The 21,443-nt window shown below is 60.3% G+C and carries 17 protein-coding genes; 9 read left to right on the top strand and 8 right to left on the bottom strand.

The window, feature by feature from the left end; genetic code table 11:
- Window positions 1-23: 23 nt before the first annotated feature.
- Window positions 24-1,049 carry an aldo/keto reductase gene (locus AC1DK3_RS16120; RefSeq protein ID WP_477193266.1) on the bottom strand — a complete coding sequence of 342 codons (1,026 nt, stop codon included), beginning with the start codon at window positions 1,047-1,049 and terminating at the stop codon, window positions 24-26.
- A 339-nt stretch (window positions 1,050-1,388) separates the two neighbouring features.
- On the opposite strand from AC1DK3_RS16120, the gene AC1DK3_RS16125 reads away from it, so the two are divergent.
- Window positions 1,389-1,982, top strand: a complete 594-nt coding sequence (locus AC1DK3_RS16125) for a C40 family peptidase (RefSeq protein WP_477193267.1) — start codon at window positions 1,389-1,391, stop codon at window positions 1,980-1,982.
- 286 nt (window positions 1,983-2,268) lie between these two features.
- Here the strand turns inward: AC1DK3_RS16125 and AC1DK3_RS16130 are convergent, their stop codons facing one another.
- Both AC1DK3_RS16130 and AC1DK3_RS16135 read right to left on the bottom strand, forming a co-directional pair.
- Window positions 2,269-2,397 carry a hypothetical protein gene (locus tag AC1DK3_RS16130; protein ID WP_339086324.1) on the bottom strand — a complete coding sequence of 43 codons (129 nt, stop codon included), beginning with the start codon at window positions 2,395-2,397 and terminating at the stop codon, window positions 2,269-2,271.
- Between the two features lie 275 nt (window positions 2,398-2,672).
- Entirely contained in the window at window positions 2,673-3,269 is a 597-nt protein-coding gene (locus AC1DK3_RS16135) for a GNAT family N-acetyltransferase (protein ID WP_477193268.1), read from the bottom strand.
- A 275-nt stretch (window positions 3,270-3,544) separates the two neighbouring features.
- Between AC1DK3_RS16135 and zapE the strand changes: the two genes are divergently transcribed.
- A complete protein-coding gene (gene zapE, locus AC1DK3_RS16140) occupies window positions 3,545-4,648 on the top strand; it encodes a cell division protein ZapE (RefSeq protein ID WP_477193269.1) in 1,104 nt (367 codons plus the stop codon).
- A gap of 176 nt (window positions 4,649-4,824) precedes the next feature.
- A complete protein-coding gene (mdh, locus tag AC1DK3_RS16145; protein WP_477193270.1) occupies window positions 4,825-5,796 on the top strand; it encodes a malate dehydrogenase in 972 nt (323 codons plus the stop codon).
- A 60-nt stretch (window positions 5,797-5,856) separates the two neighbouring features.
- Here the strand turns inward: mdh and AC1DK3_RS16150 are convergent, their stop codons facing one another.
- Window positions 5,857-6,495 carry a 2OG-Fe(II) oxygenase gene (locus AC1DK3_RS16150; protein WP_477193271.1) on the bottom strand — a complete coding sequence of 213 codons (639 nt, stop codon included), beginning with the start codon at window positions 6,493-6,495 and terminating at the stop codon, window positions 5,857-5,859.
- Between the two features lie 196 nt (window positions 6,496-6,691).
- On the opposite strand from AC1DK3_RS16150, the gene sucC reads away from it, so the two are divergent.
- The 5 genes from sucC (at window position 6,692) to lpdA (ending at window position 14,715) form a co-directional block, all read left to right on the top strand.
- Window positions 6,692-7,891, top strand: a complete 1,200-nt coding sequence (gene sucC, locus AC1DK3_RS16155; RefSeq protein ID WP_477193272.1) for an ADP-forming succinate--CoA ligase subunit beta — start codon at window positions 6,692-6,694, stop codon at window positions 7,889-7,891.
- 118 nt (window positions 7,892-8,009) lie between these two features.
- Window positions 8,010-8,909 (top strand): succinate--CoA ligase subunit alpha, encoded by a 900-nt coding sequence (gene sucD / locus AC1DK3_RS16160; protein ID WP_477193273.1) that lies wholly within the window; start codon window positions 8,010-8,012, stop codon window positions 8,907-8,909.
- Between the two features lie 112 nt (window positions 8,910-9,021).
- Window positions 9,022-11,982 carry a 2-oxoglutarate dehydrogenase E1 component gene (locus AC1DK3_RS16165; RefSeq protein ID WP_477193274.1) on the top strand — a complete coding sequence of 987 codons (2,961 nt, stop codon included), beginning with the start codon at window positions 9,022-9,024 and terminating at the stop codon, window positions 11,980-11,982.
- A gap of 18 nt (window positions 11,983-12,000) precedes the next feature.
- On the top strand, window positions 12,001-13,308 hold the full coding sequence (gene odhB / locus AC1DK3_RS16170) for a 2-oxoglutarate dehydrogenase complex dihydrolipoyllysine-residue succinyltransferase (RefSeq protein WP_477193275.1): 1,308 nt from the start codon (window positions 12,001-12,003) through the stop codon (window positions 13,306-13,308).
- 3 nt (window positions 13,309-13,311) lie between these two features.
- Entirely contained in the window at window positions 13,312-14,715 is a 1,404-nt protein-coding gene (gene lpdA / locus AC1DK3_RS16175; protein WP_477193276.1) for a dihydrolipoyl dehydrogenase, read from the top strand.
- A 4-nt stretch (window positions 14,716-14,719) separates the two neighbouring features.
- Here lpdA and AC1DK3_RS16180 read toward each other — a convergent pair whose 3' ends face one another.
- The 4 genes from AC1DK3_RS16180 to fsa form a co-directional block, all read right to left on the bottom strand.
- Window positions 14,720-15,754: a TraB/GumN family protein gene (locus tag AC1DK3_RS16180; RefSeq protein ID WP_477193277.1), complete on the bottom strand. Its 1,035-nt coding sequence runs from the start codon at window positions 15,752-15,754 to the stop codon at window positions 14,720-14,722.
- A gap of 31 nt (window positions 15,755-15,785) precedes the next feature.
- Window positions 15,786-16,757, bottom strand: a complete 972-nt coding sequence (locus AC1DK3_RS16185) for a tyrosine recombinase XerC (protein ID WP_477193278.1) — start codon at window positions 16,755-16,757, stop codon at window positions 15,786-15,788.
- Window positions 16,758-16,839: 82 nt separating this feature from the next.
- Window positions 16,840-18,264 carry an FAD-binding oxidoreductase gene (locus AC1DK3_RS16190; RefSeq protein ID WP_477193279.1) on the bottom strand — a complete coding sequence of 475 codons (1,425 nt, stop codon included), beginning with the start codon at window positions 18,262-18,264 and terminating at the stop codon, window positions 16,840-16,842.
- 15 nt (window positions 18,265-18,279) lie between these two features.
- The gene (gene fsa, locus AC1DK3_RS16195) at window positions 18,280-18,936 is read right to left on the bottom strand and encodes a fructose-6-phosphate aldolase (RefSeq protein ID WP_477193280.1); all 657 of its coding nucleotides are present in this window, start codon (window positions 18,934-18,936) and stop codon (window positions 18,280-18,282) included.
- 104 nt (window positions 18,937-19,040) lie between these two features.
- Here fsa and AC1DK3_RS16200 point away from each other — a divergent pair, with 104 nt between their 5' ends.
- A complete protein-coding gene (locus AC1DK3_RS16200) occupies window positions 19,041-21,275 on the top strand; it encodes a primosomal protein N' (RefSeq protein WP_477193281.1) in 2,235 nt (744 codons plus the stop codon).
- Window positions 21,276-21,443 lie beyond the last annotated feature (168 nt).

Consider the following 21,443-nt stretch of genomic DNA (forward strand, 5'->3'; position numbering starts at 1 on the left):
CTGTGACAATGCGACTCCGCCTCTCAAACTGGCGGCGGGTTGCGTTCCGTAAAGTTCATCTGATGCCAATACGGGTAAGCTTTCGCCGTCTCGCTGGCGGCATCGAGCTTCTTCATTTGCTCAGGCGTCAGGCTCCAGCCGACTGCACCGAGATTGTCCCGAAGTTGCTGCTCGTTGCGCGCGCCGATGATGACGCTCGAAACCGTCGGGCGATGGAATAGCCAATTGAGCGCGATTTGCGGAATGCTCTTGCCGGTTTCTTTCGCGATCTCATCAATGGCATCGACGACTTTATATACATGCTCGTCCGGAACAGGCGGCCCCTGCTCGGCCGTCTTATGAAGACGGCTCGTCTCCGGCAATGGCTGTCCACGTCTGATCTTGCCGGTAAGTCGTCCCCACCCGAGCGGGCTCCAGACGAGCGCGCCGAGACCCTGATCGAGGCCGAGCGGCATGAGTTCCCATTCGTAATCGCGACCGACAAGCGAATAATAAGTCTGGTTCGCGACGTAGCGCGGATAGCCGTAGCGATCGGCGACCGCGAGCGACTTCATCAAATGCCAGCCGGAGAAATTCGATACGCCGACGTAGCGAATTTTGCCGTCGCGTACGAGTTGGTCGAGCGTCGAGAGCACTTCTTCCGGCGGCGTCATCGCATCGAAGCCGTGAAGCTGGAAAATATCGATGTGATCCGTCTGCAGGCGTTTCAGTGCCTGTTCGCAGGTTTTCAAGAGATGAAAACGCGATGATCCGACGGCGTTGGGATCATCACCGAAACGGAATGTCGCTTTCGTCGAAATGAGAGCTTTGTCTCGGCGGCCTTTCAGTGCTTCGCCGAGTACGATCTCTGAATTTCCATTTGAATAGATGTCGGCCGTGTCGAAAAGCGTAACGCCGGCATCGAGGCAGAGATCCACCATGCGGCGCGCCTCCGCGACATCGGTAGAGCCCCACGCACTGAAGAATTCGCCCGAACCGCCGAACGTGGCTGCGCCAAAACTCAAGAGTGGAACCGATAGTCCGGATGCGCCAAGTCTTCGGTATTCCATCGGAACAGTCCTCATTTGGCGGTGATTTAGGCGTCTGCGTGCGGATTGTCGCCGCACCCCCGTTTCAAAAAACGCCCGATATGACGGTTAAAATCGATCACATATGGCATCGTTCCTTACGCAAACTTCACAATTTACTCGCCCCAAGGTAGTAAATAAAATCTTCTGTACACGGTCTTATTTGAGTTAACTTTTTAATAAATAGACGGAAATTCCCAAAATCCCGCCAGTTGTGCATCAGCAAGACGATATGCCGCGCGTCGAATCCTCTCTTGTTTTCGCCCCATTACGACGGTGAGTGCGCCCCGTTTGTGAAGACAAGTAGTAAGGAGAGTTAAAATGCGATTGAGTTTAATCGCAGTGGCGATGTGTTTTGCTTGGTTTGCCGGAATGGCATCTGCGGAGGCGCGCCCTCAACACGGTTACAAGAGTGACCGATACGAGCGCTCCCATGCGCATTCGGCTGGCAAGCGCCAGTATTCGGCCCGCTACGCTCAGCGCGGTCGTTCTGCCCACCGTCAATCCTCATACCGAAAGTCTGGTTCCGGATATGCGTCTCGTTCCGGAACACGCCGTCATTATGCCAATAGCGGCAGCGGCCACCGGAAGTACGCTCAGCACCGCTCCTACAGCGGCCGCAAATATGCGTCAGCCGGTGGTGGCAGCGTAGGCGGCCGTCCGCGCGCATGGTGCGGTTGGTGGATGCGCACGCAGTTGGGCGGCGGTCCAGAATACAATCTTGCTGCCAACTGGAAGCGCTACGGACGCTCGAGCGGACCGCAGGTCGGTGCCGTGGTCGTCTGGCCGCATCACGTCGGCATGATCACCGGACGCGCGTCCAACGGACAGTGGATCGTAAAATCCGGCAACGACGGAAACGCAGTGCGCGAGCGGGCGAGGTCAGTCGCCGGTGCCGTGTTCCGCGTAGGCTAAATGCAATATGGGCAGGTCGAGCAATCGGCCTGCTCATATTTGACCGTTTTGAACGAACGCATGGGGATTGCCGATCCGATATCGACGGCAAATTCCGCGGCGGGATTGGCGGAATAGCTAGTTTATATCGGAAAAAAGATATGGCCGGTGATGCTTATCGCAATCGCCCGGCCATTGGATAGTACCGTTTGGAGAGAAAGGGGCGCTTCGAGAGCGCCCGTTCGCCATTTGCATTTGCGTCCGAAGCCTGAGTGCCCAGTCCAGAGCTCCGGGACGCGAAATGGAATTAAGCGGCTTTCCGCTTAGCGACTTTCTTGACTGCCTTCTTGACGGTCTTCTTCGCAGGAGCTGCCTTCTTGGCAACGGGTTTCTTGCGCTTCGCGACTGCCTTAACGGTCTTAGCTGCCTTAGCCATAGTATTAATCTCCCTCTAGGATGTTCGAATCAGCTCGAACTTCACAAACATGAGCAAATTCGAGAGCTTTGTAGACGGAGAAGTTTGAAATCGCGGGCAAAAAGGCGTTTATTAACGCAAACTGTTGCGATAATGACTCAATTTTTCTTATTTTTCGACGTCTATTGGCCTTTAGACCGACTCGCGGGCTCGAATTACCGCGCTGCAAACATCTCGTTGTATCTGAATTAAGCCATTTCGAATTACGCAATTCGCGTTCGGACAGCCAATCGCAATTACAATTCGGCCGCGCCTCTGAGACGCTTTTGGAAATCGAGCGCGGAGTGAAGGTACGTCATTCGCTCGTCCAACAATTCGCCGACCCACGATTGATAATCCGGATCTTTCGGAATGATGTCGGCGATGACGGACCCGTCCTCGACCTTGATCTCTGCTCCGTAGTGACGCGCGATCGCTTGCATCTTCGCGTTATCGGGCAAGCACACGAGAATGAGGTGGCGCAGTCCACGATTGCGTGCAGTGCGTATCACGCGACCCATCAACTGTGTAGCAATCCCGCGATCGACGAACGGCTTCTCCACTGAAAATGCAACCTCCGCACCGGGGCGATGCATGAGATCATCCGGACGCAATTCCGCGACAGCACGCAATTCGCCGTCGACGAAATAGCCGAACGTCACGTTTCCGAAATCGCCCGCATGCGACGCATATCGAGTGATGAATTCATCCGAAACATCGTGACCGAAACGGCGATGACGCGCCTCGGGGTCGAGCCGCTGCAAATGTTCGGCGAGCAAGTAGCTCTCGCTTGTCAGCAGTCGCCTGATGGAGCCAAGCCGGTCCGCGCTTGCTTCCGGGGCCTCTTTCAACATTATTCGGTCTCCTCGTGTCGCGCCGCGCCGCCGCGCGCTAAGCGCTTGTAACATCCCCTAAAATGGGACTTATTCTGCGCCGGGCGATAGAAAATGCTGCACGGCAGCAATGCGTTTTTAGGCGACGGGTGGCAGAGAACCTTTGATTGCTCGGCGTTGAGCGAGGCGACGCAATTGGAGAGCGACATTCGGCGCACCCCAATTCGTCGCGGCGATCCGCTGTTGCATCTCTCGGCTTCCGCCGACTACCGAGAACGATCACGATTGGGGGCCGGATGGCGACGATCACTGATGGATATAAGCGGCGGCTCGCCGAGCAAGAGATCGAGCCTGACGCTGCGCAGGCCGCACTCGCGATACGTCTCGACGAGCTGGAGATCGAACTCGCGGCGTATCGGCCGAAGAACGGCATGCTGGCGAAAGTGTTCAGCAAACCGCCGGTACCGCCGAAGGGCCTCTACATTTGGGGCTCGGTGGGCCGTGGCAAGACAATGCTGATGGACCTCTTTTTTGAGGAGACATCCTTCGAGCCGAAACGGCGTGCGCATTTTCACGAATTCATGGCAGACGTGCATGACCGCATCGGCGAAGCCCGAAAGACGGTCGACGGCGATCCAATTCCGCACGTCGCGGAAGGGATCGCAAAAGAAGCGCGGCTCCTGTGCTTCGATGAGATGCACGTCACCGATATTGCCGATGCCATGATCCTTGGCCGGTTGTTCGAAGCGCTCTTCGCAGCAGGTACCGTCGTCGTCGCGACGTCCAATGCGCGCCCATCGGAGCTCTATAAGAACGGTCTCAATCGCCAGCTTTTCCTTCCCTTTATATCGTCGCTGGAAAAGCGGCTCGATGTGGTCGAGCTCGGCGCAAAGAAGGATTTCCGGCTCGATAAGCTTTCAGGCGCGACGCTTTACTTTCATCCGATCGATACCGCCGCCAAAGCCGCTCTCGATGCGCATTGGAAACGGTTGACCGGCAACCATCCCGGTAAACCGCAAACGCTGGATGTCAAAGGCCGCAAGCTCCAGGTGCCGGTTGCATCGATGGGCGTCGCCCGCTTTCAGTTCGCCGACCTTTGCGATCGGCCATTGGGCGCGAACGATTACATTCATATCGCCCACGCCTTCCACACGGTCATTATAGATGGGATCCCTCTGCTCACGCCCGACCGGCGGGACGTCGCGCGTCGCTTCATCAATCTTGTCGACGCCCTCTACGACGGCCGCATCTGTCTCATCGCCTCCGCCGCGGCTGAGCCGTCCGCGCTTTACCCCAAGGGCGATGGCGCCGATCTCTTCCAGCGAACCGCGTCTCGGCTGACCGAAATGCGTTCGGAGGCCTATTTGGCGGGCCATTCCGGAGGCCGAACCCGCCACTGACAACGCCTCGTGCCGGGCCCACTTGTCGAGGGCGTCGAAAGAAATCATCGCGCGCGACTGGATTTTGGGATGAAAGTTGCGGCTTGTGCTTGACGGACTGAGGAATTTGATTAGGCAGCAACCAACGTCGCGGGTTTGTCGGCAAACATAACTTTAGTCATCCCTGGGGGAGCAGCATGGCGCGCACCAAGATTGCACTGATCGGATCGGGACAGATTGGTGGCACACTCGCCCTGCTGGCAGGCCTCAAGGAACTCGGCGACATCGTCATGACCGACATCATAGAAGGTGTCGCGAAGGGAAAAGCCCTCGATCTGGCGCAGACCGCCGCTGTCGAAGGATATAATGCCAAGCTTTCCGGCGCCGGCCCCGAGGGCTACGCGGCAATCGCCGGAGCGGACGTTTGCATCGTCACCGCCGGCGTCCCTCGCAAACCCGGCATGAGCCGCGACGATCTCCTCGGCATCAACCTGAAAGTGATGGAGCAGGTCGGCGCCGCGATCAAAACCCATGCCCCTAACGCCTTCGTCATCTGCATCACCAACCCGCTCGATGCCATGGTTTGGGCCCTCCAGAAATTCACCGGGCTCCCCACGAACAAAGTCGTCGGCATGGCAGGCGTGCTCGATAGCGCCCGCTTTTCTTGCTTCCTCGCCGAAGCGGCCGGTGTTTCGATCGAGGACGTTCGCGCCTTGACGCTGGGCGGCCACGGCGACGACATGGTGCCGATGATCCGCTACTCGACAATCGGCGGCGTTCCGCTTCCCGACTGCGTGAAGCTCGGCTTCTTCAGCCAGGAGAGCCTGGACGCGATGATCAAGCGTACGCGCGGCGGCGGCGGCGAAATCGTCGCCCTTCTGGGAACGGGCTCGGCCTTCTACGCCCCGGCGGCTTCCGCCATCTCCATGGCCGAGAGCTATCTGAAGGACAAGAAGCGCATGCTGCCCTGCGCCGCCTATTTGAGCGGCGAATACGGCGTCAAGGACACCTACGTCGGCGTTCCCGCCATCATCGGTGCTGGCGGTATAGAGAAGATCGTCGAGCTTTCGATGGATGACGGCGAAACGGCGATGTTTGCGAAGTCGGTCGCTTCCGTGCAGGGCCTCATCGACGCTTGCAAGAAAATCAATCCGGTCCTCGCAAACTAAAAGGGTGGCGCAACCGTGCCGGCACGCCACCCTCAAGGAGAAGAGATAAGATTTTCGGCCTCAGCCGAACTTGAACATTTTCTTGAGGTTGTGCGAGAGCGCGCCGCGCTTCTCCTTGCGGGCGACATCGGCTTCACTTCTAAGCCACGTCATTTGAACGACGCGACGTTCGCCAACGAACGGCGTGTGCCCGTGCCACGAAGAATCGGAGCGCCGGAAGGCGAAAACCGTGCCGGTGAGCGGGCTGATCTGCTCGATGTAATCCTCGAAATCGTGATCGTTGCGCAGAACGCGCAGGCAACCGGCTCCGGTGCCGTCCCACTTATCGTTGAGATAGGTGAGCATCGTCGCAATCTTGGCTTCGCCGTCCGTGTGGATGCGTCCGTCCTTCGCAGCCGACAGCTTGCGAATGGTGATCATCTTCGGCTTACCGACGAGATCGATGTCGAGCTTCTCGGAGATGATCTTGGAAACTTCGGGGCTCTTCAGATCTGCGAGCAGCTTCTGGAAGGCGCCGTGGATGCCCGCTCCAATGTCGGACTCTGTCAGAAACCCCGGCTCCTTGAGATCGGGAAAATCTTTTTTCAGCGGCTCGACAGTCGACGGCTGAATGAAATTCTCGCCGACCAGGAAATTGAAGGGATCGCGGCCAGTCCGCGCCGCCTTCAGGCCGTCGATGTTGATGCAGGCAAATGTCATGGACGTTCCCCGTTATTGACTAAGCGAGTATCGGAACCGGGTTTACGGTTCTTGCGTGGCCGACTCAATATGCGGCCTGGGCGCACCCCGGAAATGCCAGGGCATCGCGACCTTATCGTTGGGAATTTGGACAAAAAGCGGCACGCGCTGCCGCGATGCGCATGATGACGGAGATTTGTTCTGTGAGGGCAGGGTTATGAACATCCACGAATATCAGGCCAAAGAACTCTACCGGGAATATGGCGTGCCGACCCCGAACGGGTTTCCCGCATTTTCCGTGGAAGAGGCCGTCGAGGCTGCGAAAAAGCTTCCCGGCCCCGTTTGGGTCGTCAAGGCCCAGATCCATGCCGGCGGCCGCGGTAAAGGCAAGTTCAAGCAGCCGTCAGCCGGGGACAAGGGCGGCGTCCGCCTCGCGAAGTCTCTGGAAGAGGTCGAGCAGTTCGCCAGGGAAATGCTCGGCAAGACGCTCGTGACCGTCCAGACCGGCCCTGCAGGCCGCGTCGTCAACAGGCTTTATATCGAAGACGGCTCCGCGATTGCGCGCGAGCTTTACCTCTCGGCGCTTGTCGACCGCGCAACGTCGCGCGTTGCTTTCATCGTCAGCGAAGCCGGCGGCATGAACATCGAGGACGTGGCCCACGACACGCCCGAAAAAATCCACACCCTCACCATCGACCCCGCGACCGGGTATCAACCGTTCCATGGCCGCAAGGTGGGCTTCGCGCTGGGCCTGAGGGGCGACCAGTTGAAAGCCTGTGGAAACCTTGTTGAAAACCTCTATCGCATGGTCGTCGAGAAGGACATGAGCCTCCTCGAGATCAATCCGCTCGTCGTCACGAAGGACGGCAAGCTCATCTGCCTCGACGGCAAGATGAACTTTGATTCAAATGCGCTCTACCGCCACCCGGAGATCGTCGCGCTGCGCGATCTCGGCGAGGAAGATCCGACCGAAATCGAAGCTTCGAAATACGATCTCGCCTTCGTCAAGCTGGACGGCAACATCGGCTGCCTCGTGAACGGCGCCGGTCTTGCCATGGCGACGATGGACATTATCAAGCTTTACGGTGCCGAGCCCGCAAACTTCCTCGACGTCGGCGGCGGCGCTTCGAAGGAAAAGGTTCAGGCGGCGTTCAAGATCATTCTGGCAGACGAGTCGGTCAAAGGGATCTTGGTCAATATTTTCGGGGGCATCATGCGCTGTGATATCATCGCCGAGGGCGTCGTCGCCGCCGCGCGCGAGATGGATATCAAAGTCCCGCTCGTCGTCCGGCTGGAAGGAACGAACGTGGATCTCGGCAAGAAAATCCTGAAGGAATCGGGTCTGAAAATCATCCCCGCCGACGATCTCGCCGACGCCGCCCAGAAAATCACCGATCAGCTGAAGAACGCAGCTTAGCAGTGTCGTGCGGTTGAAACTTCGTAAGCTTACGGTTTAATCAGCCGGTTCCACTTGCTGCACTGCAAAAAATGCGCAACATTTAGGCGTTGAAGACACGCCTTCACGCGGGGTTGGAATGTCTATTCTTGTCGACCAGAATACCAAGGTCATTTGCCAGGGAATAACGGGAAGCCAAGGCACCTTCCATACGAAGCAGGCCCGCGCCTACGGCACCAAGATCGTCGGCGGCGTCACGCCCGGTAAGGGCGGCTCCAAGCACCCCGACGCCGAACTCGCGGACGTTCCGCTTTTCGACAGCGTCGGCGAGGCTGTCGCCAAGACGGGTGCTACGGCAACCTCGATTTACGTTCCCCCGCCCTTCGCGGCTGACGCCATTCTCGAAGCCATCGACGCGGAATTGCCGCTCATCGTGTGCATCACCGAAGGCATCCCGGTGATGGATATGGTTCGCGTCAAAAGGGCCCTCGATGGTTCGAAGTCGCGCCTCGTTGGGCCGAACTGTCCGGGCCTCCTGACGCCTGGCCAGTGCAAGATCGGCATCATGCCCGGCAACATTTTCCAGAAGGGCTCAGTCGGCATTGTATCGCGCTCCGGAACGCTCACATATGAGGCCGTGAAACAAACAACTGATGTTGGGCTCGGGCAGACGACCGCCGTCGGCATCGGCGGTGACCCCGTCAAGGGCACGGAATTCATCGACGTCCTCGACCTGTTCCTTTCCGACAACGACACGCAGTCGATCATCATGATCGGCGAAATCGGCGGTTCCGCTGAGGAAGACGCCGCTGAGTTCCTGATGCGCGAAGCGCAGAAGGGACGCAAAAAGCCGATGGCAGGTTTCATCGCTGGCGTGACCGCGCCCCCTGGGCGGCGCATGGGTCATGCCGGTGCAATCATTTCGGGCGGCAAGGGTAAGGCAGAGGACAAGCTTGAGGCGATGAAGGCCGCAGGCATCGCCATCGCGCCGAGCCCCGCCGCTCTAGGTCGTACTCTTGTTGAAGTCTTGCGAGCGTAGCCTCCGCCAGAACGAATAGGCCGAACGACCGGCGGCACGCATTATCCGGTCTTGTCCGCGTCATCCAGAGCATGAAGGCGATGCTTCTGGAGTATGAATAAGGACGAATTTCATGGCACGAAATGGCCAGAACGAAGCTTTTCTACGCACTTCCTTTTTGAGCGCGGCCAACGCGCCCTACATCGAAGACATGCAGGCTGAATACGAGCGCAATCCGGGCGCCGTCAGCGATGAATGGCGAAGGTTTTTCGAAAGCATCAAGGAGCCTCCGTCCGCAATCCCGACGTCCGGAGGACCAGCCTGGGCGCCTCCATTATCGGCGCTTCTGAATGAGAACGGATCGGACCGGGATCTCGTTGGTGCACTGACGGGCGACTACGGCGAAGCCGAGCGCACCATTCGCGACAAGATTGAACGCCGCGCGCAGATCTCGGGCTTCGAGATGACGCCGGCGGCTTCCCTCCGTGCCACGCAGGATTCCATTCGCGCCCTGATGCTGATCCGCGCCTATCGCGTCATCGGCCATTTGGCAGCAGACCTCGATCCGCTCGGTCTCGCAGATCGCCGCGCCCATCGCGAGCTGATGCCGGAAACCTACGGATTTACCGAAGCCGATCTCGACCGCCCGATTTTCATCGACCGCGTGATGGGCCTCGAAACGGCAACGATGCGCCAGATCGTTACGATCCTGCGGCGAACCTATTGCCGGAAAATTGGCGTTCAGTTCACCCACATCACCGACCCGACGCAAAAAGGCTGGATCCAAGAGCGCATCGAAGGCGCGGAGAAAGACATTCGGTTCACGCCGGAAGGCCGGAAGGCCATTCTGCGAAAGCTGATCGAAACCGAAACCTTCGAGAAATTCTGCGATCTCAAATATACCGGCACGAAGCGCTTTGGCCTCGACGGCGCGGAATCGATCATTCCGGCGCTCGAGCAGATCATCAAGCGCGGCGGCCATTTGGGCGTTCGGGAAATCGCCATGGGCATGGCCCACCGGGGCCGTCTCAACGTGCTCGCGAACGTGATGTCGAAGCCGCTCCGCGCCATCTTCAAGGAGTTCAAGGGCGGCTCGTTCAAGCCGGACGACGTCGAAGGTTCCGGCGATGTGAAATACCACCTCGGCGCGTCGTCGGATCGGATGTTCGACGGCAACACCGTTCACATGTCGCTGACCGCCAATCCCTCGCATCTCGAAATCGTCGATCCGGTTGTGCTCGGCAAAGTCCGCGCAAAGCAGGACCAGGCAGGCTGCCCGAGCGGCGATCGCACGCGGGTCATGCCCCTTCTCATTCACGGCGACGCGGCGTTCGCAGGCCAAGGTGTGGTCGCCGAATGCTTTGGTCTCTCAGGCCTCCGGGGGCATCGGACCGGCGGATCTATTCACTTCATCATCAACAATCAGATCGGCTTTACGACCGCGCCGCATCACTCGCGGTCATCGCCCTATTGTTCTGATGTGGCGCTGATGATCGAAGCGCCGATCTTCCACGTCAACGGCGACAGTCCCGAGGCCGTCGTCCACGTCGCGAAAATTGCGACCGAGTTCCGCCAGCGCTTCCAGAAGCCCGTCGTTATCGACATGTTCTGCTATCGCCGTCACGGTCACAACGAGACGGACGAGCCGATGTTCACGCAGCCGGCGATGTACAAACGCATCAAATCGCACCCGACGGTCGTCGACATCTATTCGAAAGAACTCATGGATGAGGGTGTGATGACCCCCGCCGAGTTCACCGAGATGAAGGCGACGGTCCGCGCCAACCTCGACAATGAATTCAGTTTTTCGGACGGTTATAAGCCCAACAAGGCCGACTGGCTCGACGGACGCTGGTCCGGCATCACCCGCCCCGATAGCGATGATTGGCGCGGCAACACGGGCATCGCGATCGATACACTGAAAGATATCGGGCATCGCATCACCACGATCCCGAACGATTTCCACATCCACAAGACGGCCGGCAAGCTGCTCGAGCGCCGTCGCGAGATGATCGATACGGGCCTGGGCATCGACTGGGCGATGGCCGAGCATATGGCGTTCGCGTCGCTTTTGATGGAGGGCTTCCGCGTCCGCCTGTCCGGCCAGGATTGCGAACGCGGCACCTTCTCGCAGCGTCACGCCGTTTTCATCGACCAGGAAAACGAACGCCGGTTTTCTCCGTTGAAGCACCTCTCGACCAATCAGGCGAGCTTCGAAATCGTCAACTCGATGTTGTCGGAAGAAGCGGTTCTCGGCTTCGAATACGGCTATTCCCTCGCCGAACCGAACGCGTTGACGCTTTGGGAAGCGCAATTCGGCGACTTCGCGAACGGTGCGCAGGTCATCTTCGACCAGTTCCTGTCATCGGGTGAGCGCAAGTGGCTGCGTATGTCCGGGCTGGTCTGCCTGCTGCCGCACGGCTACGAGGGCCAGGGACCGGAGCACTCCTCGGCGCGCCTCGAGCGCTATCTGCAGCTTTCCGCTGAAGACAATTGGCAGGTCGCCAACTGCACGACGCCCGCAAACTATTTCCATATTTTACGCCGGCAGCTGCATCGCAATTTCCGCAAGCCCCTGATCCTGATGACGCCGAAGTCGCTGCTGCGCCACAAGCGCGTCGTCTCCAAGATCGAGGATTTCGGCCCGAACGCGAGTTTCCATCGTCTGCTGTGGGACGATGCCGAACGCGGCACCTCGACCGTTAAGCTCAAGCCCGACAACGAGATCAAGCGCGTCGTCATCTGCACCGGCAAGGTCTACTACGACCTTCTCGATGCGCGCGACGCGCAAGGCCGTGACGACATCTATATCCTTCGCGTCGAACAGCTTTATCCGTTTGCGGCACGCGCATTTATCCAAGAACTCAGCCGCTTCAAGTTCGCCGAGATCGTCTGGTGTCAGGAGGAGCCCAAAAATATGGGTGCCTGGTACTTCATGGATGCGAATATCGAGTGGGTTCTGAACCATCTCGGATATATACATCGCCGTCCGCGGTATGCAGGACGGCCCGCATCCGCGTCCACGGCGACAGGATTACTTTCGCAGCATATCAAGGAGCAGACCGCGCTCGTCGCCGACGCGCTCGGAACTTAAGAAGGCTGAGAGGCTCAGATGTCGATCGAGATTCGCGTCCCCGCGCTCGGAGAAAGCGTGACGGAAGCGACTGTGGGCAAATGGTTCAAGAAGCAAGGCGATACCGTCAACGCGGACGAGCCGCTCGTCGAGCTTGAAACCGACAAGGTGACACTTGAAGTCCCGGCGCCCTCCTCAGGGGTGCTCGGCGAAATTCTCGTTCAATCCGGATCGACAGTCGCCGTCGGATCGCTTCTCGCCGCATTGAGGGAAGGCGCCGCCACGTCTCAACCGCAAAAGCCCGAGGCAAAATCTCAGGCCGCGCCGTCCGCTCCCGAGCGCGAGGCTGAAAAGCCGGCGCCCGCAGCCGCAAGTGCTCCTCCTCCGCCACCCCCGGCAGCGCAGAAGGCGATGACCGAGGCGGGCCTCGAAGCGTCAGAAATACGTGGCTCGGGAAGGCGTGGACAAATCCTGAAAGAGGATGTCGTCAACGCCACGGCATCGGCGCCGAGACCGGCCGCCGCGCCGCAGGTGCATGAGGTTCTAAGCGCCGCGCCCGCGACGAACGTCGTCGCCATTCAAACGGCGCCTGCGCTGAAGGCGGTGCCCCCGCAGGATACGCGCCTTCCCTCGCCCGGCAACGACGCGACACGCGAAGAACGCGTCAAGATGACGAGGCTGCGCCAGACCATCGCCCGCCGCCTAAAGGATGCGCAGAATACGGCCGCGATGCTGACGACGTTCAACGACGTCGACATGAGCGCCGTGATGGCGCTTCGCTCGCAATACAAAGACATTTTCGAGAAGCGCCACGGCGTGAAGCTCGGCTTCATGGGGCTGTTCGTCAAAGCCTGCATCCAGGCACTGCGCGACGTTCCGGCCGTCAACGCCGAGATCGACGGCGACGATCTCATCTACAAGAATTACTATCATATCGGCGTCGCAGTCGGGACGGAGAAAGGCCTCGTCGTGCCCGTCGTGCGCGATGCTGATCGCATGAGCCTTGCCGAGATCGAGCAGCGCATCAACGAGTTCGGCAAGCGGGCAAGAGACGGCAAGCTGTCGATCGAGGACATGCAGGGCGGCACTTTCACGATCTCGAACGGCGGCGTCTACGGATCGCTGATGTCGACGCCGATTTTGAATGCGCCGCAGGCCGGCATTCTCGGCATGCATCGCATAGAGGAACGCCCTGTCGTCCGCGCCGGCCAGGTCGTCGTCCGGCCGATGATGTACCTTGCGCTCTCCTACGATCACCGCATCGTCGATGGCAAGGAGGCCGTCACCTTCCTTGTTCGCGTCAAGGAATGCCTTGAGGACCCGCAGCGCTTCATCCTGGAGCTTTAAGGGATGGCAGCGCAGTACGATCTCATCGTTATCGGCACCGGTCCTGGCGGATACGTCTGCGCGATCCGTGCAGCGCAGCTCGGAATGAAGGTTGCCGTCGTCGAAAAGCGGGCGACGTTCGGCGGCACCTGCTTGAATATCGGCTGTATCCCGTCGAAGGCCCTGCTCCACGCCTCGCATTCCTATGACGAGACGAAGCACGGCTTCGCATCGATGGGCATCAACACCGACGCGAAGCTCGACCTCGCGAAGATGCAGGCGTTCAAACGCGAAGGCGTCAAAGGCAACGTCGACGGCGTCGCCTATCTGCTGAAGAAGAACAAGATCGACAGCGTTTTCGGCAGCGGCCGCATCGTCAGATCGGGTCGGGTCGCCGTCACGTCGCCGAGCGGCGAGACGCAGACGCTCGAGACGAAATGGATCGTGATCGCGACTGGCTCCGACGTGACGCGGCTTCCCGGCATCGAAATCGACGAAAAGCGTGTGGTCTCATCGACCGGCGCTCTCGACTTTACGACAGTGCCGAAAAAGCTCTTGGTCGTCGGCGCCGGCGTCATCGGGCTTGAGCTGGGCTCCGTTTGGCGGCGGCTCGGCTCGGAAGTCCTCGTCATCGAATATTTGAACCGCATTCTGCCCGGCATGGATGCCGAGATCGGCCGATCATTCCAACGCATCCTCGAAAAGCAGGGCATTGCGTTCCGGCTGTCGAGCAAAGTCTCCGCCGTTGAAACGTCGGACACCGGCGTGACGGCCAAGGTCGAGCCGGCCGAAGGCGGCGCTGCTGAATCCGTAGAGGCCGATGCCGTTCTCGTCGCCGTCGGCCGGGTGCCCTTCACCGAGGGACTGGGCCTCGCCGAAGCAGGCATTGCGCTCGATCCCAAAAAGCGCGTTCTCGTCGACGGCCACTATCAAACGAACGTCACAGGCGTCTTCGCCATTGGCGATGTCATCGCCGGTCCCATGCTGGCGCATAAAGCAGAAGACGAAGGCGTCGCCGTTGCGGAGATCATCGCCGGCCAGGCAGGGCACGTGAATTACGACGTGATCCCGAACGTCATCTACACGAGCCCCGAGGTCGCAAGCGTCGGCAAGACCGAAGAGGAATTGAAGGCAGCGGGCATCGCCTACAATGTCGGCAAGTTCCCCTTCACCGCGAATGGGCGCGCCAAAGCCATCCATATGACCGACGGCTTCGTGAAAATCCTTGCAGACGCCAAGACCGATCGCGTTCTCGGCGTTCACATCATCGGCGCCAATGCCGGCGAGCTGATCGCGGAAGCTTGCGTCCTGATGGAGTTCAGCGGCTCGGCGGAAGATCTGGCCCGCACCTGCCACGCTCACCCGACGTTCTCGGAAGCCGTCAAGGAAGCGGCGCTGGCCGTCGCCAAGCGCGCCATCCACCTCTGATGCGCTACATCACCGGCGTGACGGTGTAGCCCGACTCTCGCAGCAACGTGACGAGCCCGGTCGGGCCGGGGAGATGCAGCGCGCCGACCGCGACGAAGGCATTGCCCTTCTCAAGCAGCGGTAACGCCGCGTCGCGCATCCCCGCGTTCCGGTCGATCAGCAGGGCTTTCTTGAATCCATCAAAAACGTCCGGAGACGCTCCGCTCTCGGCCGCAAGCGCCAGTTGGAACGGCATCGCCGCACCGATCTGCCGCTTCACGTACATCTGCACCATCGTTTCCATCATGTCGTCGGCGCGGTCGATGGTGTCGAGTTCGACTTTCAAAATCGCCACTTGCTGATCGTCGGGAATGGACGCGAGCGCACGAAGCTGGCCCTCGATCGTCTCCAATCCCGTAACAGCAATGCCGGCTTTCTTGGCCTCTGCCGCAACGCGGAGATCGAGAACGACCTTGCCGGAAGCGATCTGCTTGCGTTCGCAATCGGACGTCGCGAGCAGCATGCTGACGAGCCAGGGCTTCATCATCGCCGCCAATTTTCCCGGCATGCCGGATTTGACGACGACCCGCTCAACCTTACTGTAGTCGTCTGCTGAAAGCGCGCTTTTGAGCGACGACCCGTCCGTATAGACGATGAGCCCGGCGGCTTTCGCCATCGCCGCCGCCACGGCTTCCGGAGATAGATCTGCAACCTCAAGCGCGACCGACTTCGAATGCGCAATGGCGTCGATCGCTGCCGCTGGAAGTTCGGTGATGCGCGGATCGCTGAGGTGCATCGTCCCGAATAAATAGGATGCCGGAACGCCGGGCTTTTCGACTTTCCAAAGCATGGCCTCGGCGTTGGACGTCGCGTTGCTTTCCGCCATGATCTTATCGTAGAGCGCGGGCTGCTTGACCTGCATCTCGTCCAGCATGTCGATGCCCTGACATCGCGCTGGCGAGTCCTCCGCAGCAACGGGACCTGCAGCGAATGCGAGAGCAAAAACCGTCAGAGCAAAAAGCGAACGGCGGCTGAACCTCAGCCGGCGGAAAGACGTCATGGCGATACTCTTGAACAAGTCGGAGCGGCCTTCAACTGCGAGACGCTCTCGGATGGGCCTGATCGTACACCGTCAGCAAGCGCGCCCGGTCCACTTCCGTATAGACTTGCGTTGTGGACAGCGAGGCGTGACCTAAAAGCTCCTGAATTTGGCGTAAATCCGCGCCTGCCGAAAGCAGGTGCGTCGCGAAGGAGTGCCGCAGCGCATGCGGCGTCGCCGTATCCGGCAACTGAAGTTCGAAGCGCAACTTCTCCATCGCGAGCTGGATCAAACGCGGCGACAACGGTCCGCCCCGGGCCCCGCGAAAGAGCGGCTTGTCCGGTTCAAGTGGATAAGGACAAAGCCGCATATATTTGGAGATCGCCTCGGAGACGACGGCGAGCGCTGGGACCAGCCGCTGCTTACCGCCCTTGCCGGTCACGTGCATGATATCGCGCCCGTCGATCGGCGCCGTGCGTGGCATGAGGCTCAAGGCTTCGCTGATGCGCAGCCCCGATCCATAGAGCAACAGCATGACCGCGACGTCGCGGGCTGTGATCCAGTCCTCAGCGTCGCCGCCGTCGCGCTCGATGAGCGAGGCTGCGCCCTGAACGGTCAGAGGCTTCGGAATGGAATGCGGGATCTTCGGTGCTGCGACTTGCAAGATCGCGCGGTTTTTCAAAGTTTCCTCGCGCTCCATCCAGCGGAACAACGTGCGCAGTGCCGATAGCGACCGTGCGAGCGACCGCGACGTCACGCCTGCCTTACGACGCCCGGCGAGGAAAGCCCGTATCGTCTTTGCGTCCAGCCGTTCGAGATCGCCAAGACACGGCGGATGACCCAGTTTCGTCTTGAGGAATGCAAGGAACTGGCGAGCATCGCGCTCATAGGCCTCGCGCGTTGCCGCACTCTGCCCGCGCTCCACGACGAGATGATCGAGCCACGCCACGATGACGCTCTTGAGATCGTCGCTGAGCGGCAGCTCGGTATCCGCGGCCAATACTTCGTCGAGCGATTGCGCCAATGGCTGTTCCCCATGCCGGTGCTCGGCACATGCCTCCGAACGTTACCCGCGTTGGTTAATCAAACGATAACGCGATGCTTCGCTAAAGCAACTTACCCGGATTGAGGATCCCCTTGGGATCGAGCGCACGCTTGATGGCGCGCATCATGTCGATCTCGACCGCGGACTTATGGCGGACGAGAGCGTCCCGCTTCATTTGCCCAATCCCGTGCTCGGCCGAAATCGAACCGTCGAGTTCCGCAATGAGCGCGAAGATCGCCTCCGACATCGTATCCCAAAGCGCGAGATACTGAGCGCGATCCATCCCCTCGGGTTGGCTGACGTTGTAATGCAGGTTGCCATCACCGAAGTGTCCGAACGGAACCGGCCGCGCACCTGGGCAAATATCCTCGACGACGGCGGCAGCGCGTTCGAGAAACTCCGGAATGCGCGCAACCGGCACCGAGATATCGTGCTTGATGCTTCCACCCGCGCCCTTTTGCGCTTCGGAAAAGCCGTCGCGTAAGCGCCAGAAATCCTCCGCCTGCCGGAGCGATCGCGTAATGGCGGCGTCGAGGATCAGTCCCTTCGAATGCGCATTCGTCAGCATTCGTTCGATGGTATTAGCGACGCGCGCCCCGGTCCCGCCATGCGAGAGCTCGATCAGCGCATACCAAGGATAAGCGTCCGTGAAGGGGTCGCGCAGACCGGGAACGTAGCTCAGCGCGAACTCTTGCGCGCGATGCGCCCAGAACTCGAATGCAGTCAGCGATCCTCCAGCCTCCGCTTCAGCCATCCGAAAGAGCCGGAGCGCATGCTTCGGCGATTGCAGCGCGACGATCGCCGTCTCGCGTTCCGCCGGCGTCGGAAAGAGCTTCACGCAAGCCGCCGTGATAATGCCGAGCGTACCCTCCGAGCCGATCAGAAGATCGCGCAGGTCGTAACCGGTGTTGTCCTTCTTGAGCCGCCGCAAGCCATGCCAAACGCGGCCGTCCGCAAGAACGGCTTCAAGACCGAGCGTCAGGCTGCGCGCATTTCCATATGCGAGAACCGCGGTGCCGCCCGCATTGGTCGCCAGCACGCCGCCAATTTGCGCGCTGCCTTCCGACGCGAGGCTCAGCGGGAAGATGCGCCCGGCTTCGTTGGCCGCGATCTGCGCCGCGTGCAGCGTGACACCAGCTTCGACGACCATCGTCCCGCCAGCCGCCTCGACGTCCCGAACGGCTTTGAGACGGCCGAGCGACAGCACGATCTCATTACCCTCGGCCGATGGGATCTGTCCGCCGACCAACCCCGTGTTGCCGCCTTGCGGAACGACAGCGACGTTTTCGGCATAGGCAAGCGCGAGGATGCGCGAAACCTCCTCCGTCGAACCCGGACGCAGAACGACCGGCGTCTTACCGGTGTAGCGGTCCCGCCATTCGGTGAGATATCCGGCTTGGTCCTCGGCGCGCGTCAACGCGTTCGCATCGCCGACGATGTGTGCGAAGCGTCCGATCAGATCGTTGGATAAGGTCCGTGCTCGCACTTTGCCGTGCCCGCCTCACACGATCGTTTGTCCGGTCTTCTTCCAGTCGTTGACGAAGGTGACGAGACCGGCATCCGTAAGCGGATGTTTCACCAGCGCCTTCAGAATGCTCGGCGGAATGGTCGCGACGTCGGCGCCGATGAGGGCCGCCTCTTTCACATGGTTCACCGTCCGGATCGATGCTGCGAGAATGTCGGTCGAGAGATCCGGGTAGTTGTCGTAGATCGTGCGGATTTCGCGAATGACGTCCATGCCGTTGAGACCGATGTCGTCGAGACGCCCGATGAACGGCGAAACGAACGTCGCCCCGGCCTTAGCCGCGAGCAACGCCTGGTTGGCCGAGAAGCACAGCGTAACGTTCACCATCGTGCCGTCGCCCGTCAGAGCTTTGCAGGCTTTGAGACCGTCAAGCGTCAGCGGGACCTTGATGGTCACGTTCTTCGCGATCTTCCGCAGCACTTCAGCTTCCAGCATCATGCCGGCGTAGTCGGTCGCGGCGACCTCCGCAGATACGGGACCCGGCACCACCGCGCAGATCTCTTTGACGATTTCCTTGAAGTCGCGGCCGGCTTTGGCAACAAGTGACGGGTTCGTCGTAACGCCGTCCAGCAAGCCCGTCGCCGCCAACTCTTTGATCTCGGTCACGTCGGCGGTATCGACGAAGAATTTCATTTCTTTCTCCTCACCTCGTCCTTAAGTCTTGGCCCTGCCTTTGGTGCGCCGCAACTTCCCGGCAAACCTAGCACGACCGATTCTCGGAGGAAGCTTCTAGTCCGTTGAACGCCCCTTTGGATAGCCTGCTTCAAATTCTGGATAACAGCGCCGTCGAGGCCGCCCGCAGCGTGCCTGTGCTCATGCCTGTGGCGCTCGACCAGACCTACGACTATCTCGTGCCGGAAGGCATGGACGCCGCACCTGGCGCGTTCGTGCTGGTGCCGTTTGGGCCGCAGACGCGCATAGGGATCATTTGGGATAGTCCGCGCGGCGAGGGTAAACCCGTCGATCCGAAGAAGCTCAAGGCACTGACGAGCCGCATTGACGCACCGTGCCTGCCCGAAATTTCGATGCGCTTCGCCGAATGGGTCGCACGCTACACCTTGGCGCCGCTCGGCATGGTCGCGCGCATGATGATGAGCGCCGACGCCGCGTTCGAGCCCCCTAAACACCGTTTCGGCGTTTGTATCGTCGAAGGTGCCACCCCGCCGCCGAAAATGACCCAGGCGCGCACCCGCGTCCTCGAGATCGCAGCCGACGGCCTTGTCCGTGCGAAATCCGATCTCGCAAATCTCGCCGGCTGTTCGACGGGCGTGGTCGATGGTCTCGCCGCGGCCGGGATGCTCGTCGAAGTCGCTATTCCCGAGCGGGTCTTTCCGCGGCCAGAGCCGCAACACGGCACGACAGGCTTCACCGCCGATCAGACGCGTGCTGTCGAAAGCCTGCGCAGCGCGGTCGATGCCCATAATTTCTCTGTCACCTTGCTCGACGGCGTCACCGGCTCGGGCAAAACCGAGGTCTACTTCGAAGCCGTTGCGCGTGCGCTCGAAGCGGGCGGCCAAACCCTCATTCTGCTCCCCGAAATTGCGCTGACCAGCCAATTCCTCGACCGCTTCGCCCGCCGCTTCGGCGCGCCACCCGTCGAATGGCATTCAGCACTCAGCCCAGCCGAACGCGGCCGCATCTGGAAAGGCGTCGCACGCGGAGACGTCCGCTGCGTCGTCGGCGCGCGCTCGGCACTGTTCCTACCGTTCTGCGAGCTGGGCCTCATCGTCGTCGACGAAGAGCATGACCAGGGTTTCAAGCAGGATGACCGCGTCCACTATCAAGGGCGCGATATGGCTGTCGTCCGCGGCAACCTCGGAAAATTCCCCGTCATCCTCGCCTCCGCGACGCCGTCGATCGAGAGCCACGTGAATGCGCTGATCGGCCGGTATCGACATGCCGTGCTTCCGGGCCGCTTCTCGGGTGTCGATATGCCGGACGTATCGGCGATCGATCTTCGCTCCGAAAAGCTGGTGCCGGGCAAATGGCTGGCCGAGCGTCTTGTTGCGTCGATGACCGAGACGCTCGAAAAAGGCCAGCAATCACTACTGTTTCTGAATAGGCGTGGATACGCGCCGCTGACCTTGTGCCGATCCTGCGGCCACCGCCTCGAATGCCCGCAATGCACAGCTTGGCTTGTCGAGCATCGCTTCAAGAAAAAGCTGACCTGTCACCACTGCGGCTTCTCGCTGTCGCTTCCGGAGAAATGCCCGAAGTGTGCAGCACCCGGTTCGCTTGTTGCCTGCGGCCCGGGTGTCGAGCGCGTCCAGGAAGAAGTCGCCGAGCGTTTCCCTGACGCGCGCGTCGCGCTGCTCTCGTCCGATCTCATTCCCGGATTGCCCGAGATGCGCGAGATGATCCGCGGCATCGAAGCCCGCGAGTTCGACATTATCATCGGCACGCAGATCGTTGCGAAGGGCCATAACTTCCCGGGCCTCGCCCTCGTCGGCGTTGTCGACGGCGATTTGGGGCTGGCACACGGAGCCGACCCGCGTTCCGCCGAGCGCACGTTCCAGCTTTTGCATCAGGTGACGGGCCGCGCCGGGCGAACGAGCTTCGTCGGCCGCGGCTTCGTGCAAACCTATTCGCCTGACCACCCGGTGATGACAGCAATCGTCGCCGGCGACCGCAACGCCTTCCTGAACTACGAGGTCAAGACGCGCCAGGCTGGCCTCCTGCCGCCCTATGGCCGGTTGGCGGCAATCATTGTCTCAGCACGCGACAAAGCGCTGACCGAGCAAGTCGCCTGCGAAATTGCGCGCCGTGCGCCTCCTAGCGAAATGATTTCGGTGCTCGGCCCCTCTGAAGCCCCGATCGCCGTCGTCCGCGGCCGCCATCGCTGGCGGCTTCTCGTGAAAGCGCCGCGCGATGTCGATTTGCAAAGCTATCTGCGTGCGTGGGCTGGAATGATTCCAAAACTCAAATCCGATGTCCGGATCACCGTCGATATCGACCCCTATAATTTCCTATGATCCGGCTCTGATTTGGCGCCGCCTTTCGAATACGTGTGCGGCATGTTTGCCATAAGCCGCGGCGCTTACTGGCGAGAGCGTTTCCAATCATTCCGCCCGGTGCGCAAATCGTCTAAACGACGATGAGAGCCTCGCGGCTTCACCGATCTCAACACCACGTACGAAAGT

This window comes from Hyphomicrobium sp. 01T421 (genome assembly GCF_056398805.1).

Coding starts and splice junctions, on each gene's coding strand:
- AC1DK3_RS16120 (WP_477193266.1), bottom strand. CDS start 1,049: ATGGAATACCGAAGACTTGGCGCATCCGGACTATCGGTTCCACTCTTG.
- AC1DK3_RS16125 (WP_477193267.1), top strand. CDS start 1,389: ATGCGATTGAGTTTAATCGCAGTGGCGATGTGTTTTGCTTGGTTTGCC.
- AC1DK3_RS16130 (WP_339086324.1), bottom strand. CDS start 2,397: ATGGCTAAGGCAGCTAAGACCGTTAAGGCAGTCGCGAAGCGCAAGAAA.
- AC1DK3_RS16135 (WP_477193268.1), bottom strand. CDS start 3,269: ATGTTGAAAGAGGCCCCGGAAGCAAGCGCGGACCGGCTTGGCTCCATC.
- zapE (WP_477193269.1), top strand. CDS start 3,545: ATGGCGACGATCACTGATGGATATAAGCGGCGGCTCGCCGAGCAAGAG.
- mdh (WP_477193270.1), top strand. CDS start 4,825: ATGGCGCGCACCAAGATTGCACTGATCGGATCGGGACAGATTGGTGGC.
- AC1DK3_RS16150 (WP_477193271.1), bottom strand. CDS start 6,495: ATGACATTTGCCTGCATCAACATCGACGGCCTGAAGGCGGCGCGGACT.
- sucC (WP_477193272.1), top strand. CDS start 6,692: ATGAACATCCACGAATATCAGGCCAAAGAACTCTACCGGGAATATGGC.
- sucD (WP_477193273.1), top strand. CDS start 8,010: ATGTCTATTCTTGTCGACCAGAATACCAAGGTCATTTGCCAGGGAATA.
- AC1DK3_RS16165 (WP_477193274.1), top strand. CDS start 9,022: ATGGCACGAAATGGCCAGAACGAAGCTTTTCTACGCACTTCCTTTTTG.
- odhB (WP_477193275.1), top strand. CDS start 12,001: ATGTCGATCGAGATTCGCGTCCCCGCGCTCGGAGAAAGCGTGACGGAA.
- lpdA (WP_477193276.1), top strand. CDS start 13,312: ATGGCAGCGCAGTACGATCTCATCGTTATCGGCACCGGTCCTGGCGGA.
- AC1DK3_RS16180 (WP_477193277.1), bottom strand. CDS start 15,754: ATGACGTCTTTCCGCCGGCTGAGGTTCAGCCGCCGTTCGCTTTTTGCT.
- fsa (WP_477193280.1), bottom strand. CDS start 18,936: ATGAAATTCTTCGTCGATACCGCCGACGTGACCGAGATCAAAGAGTTG.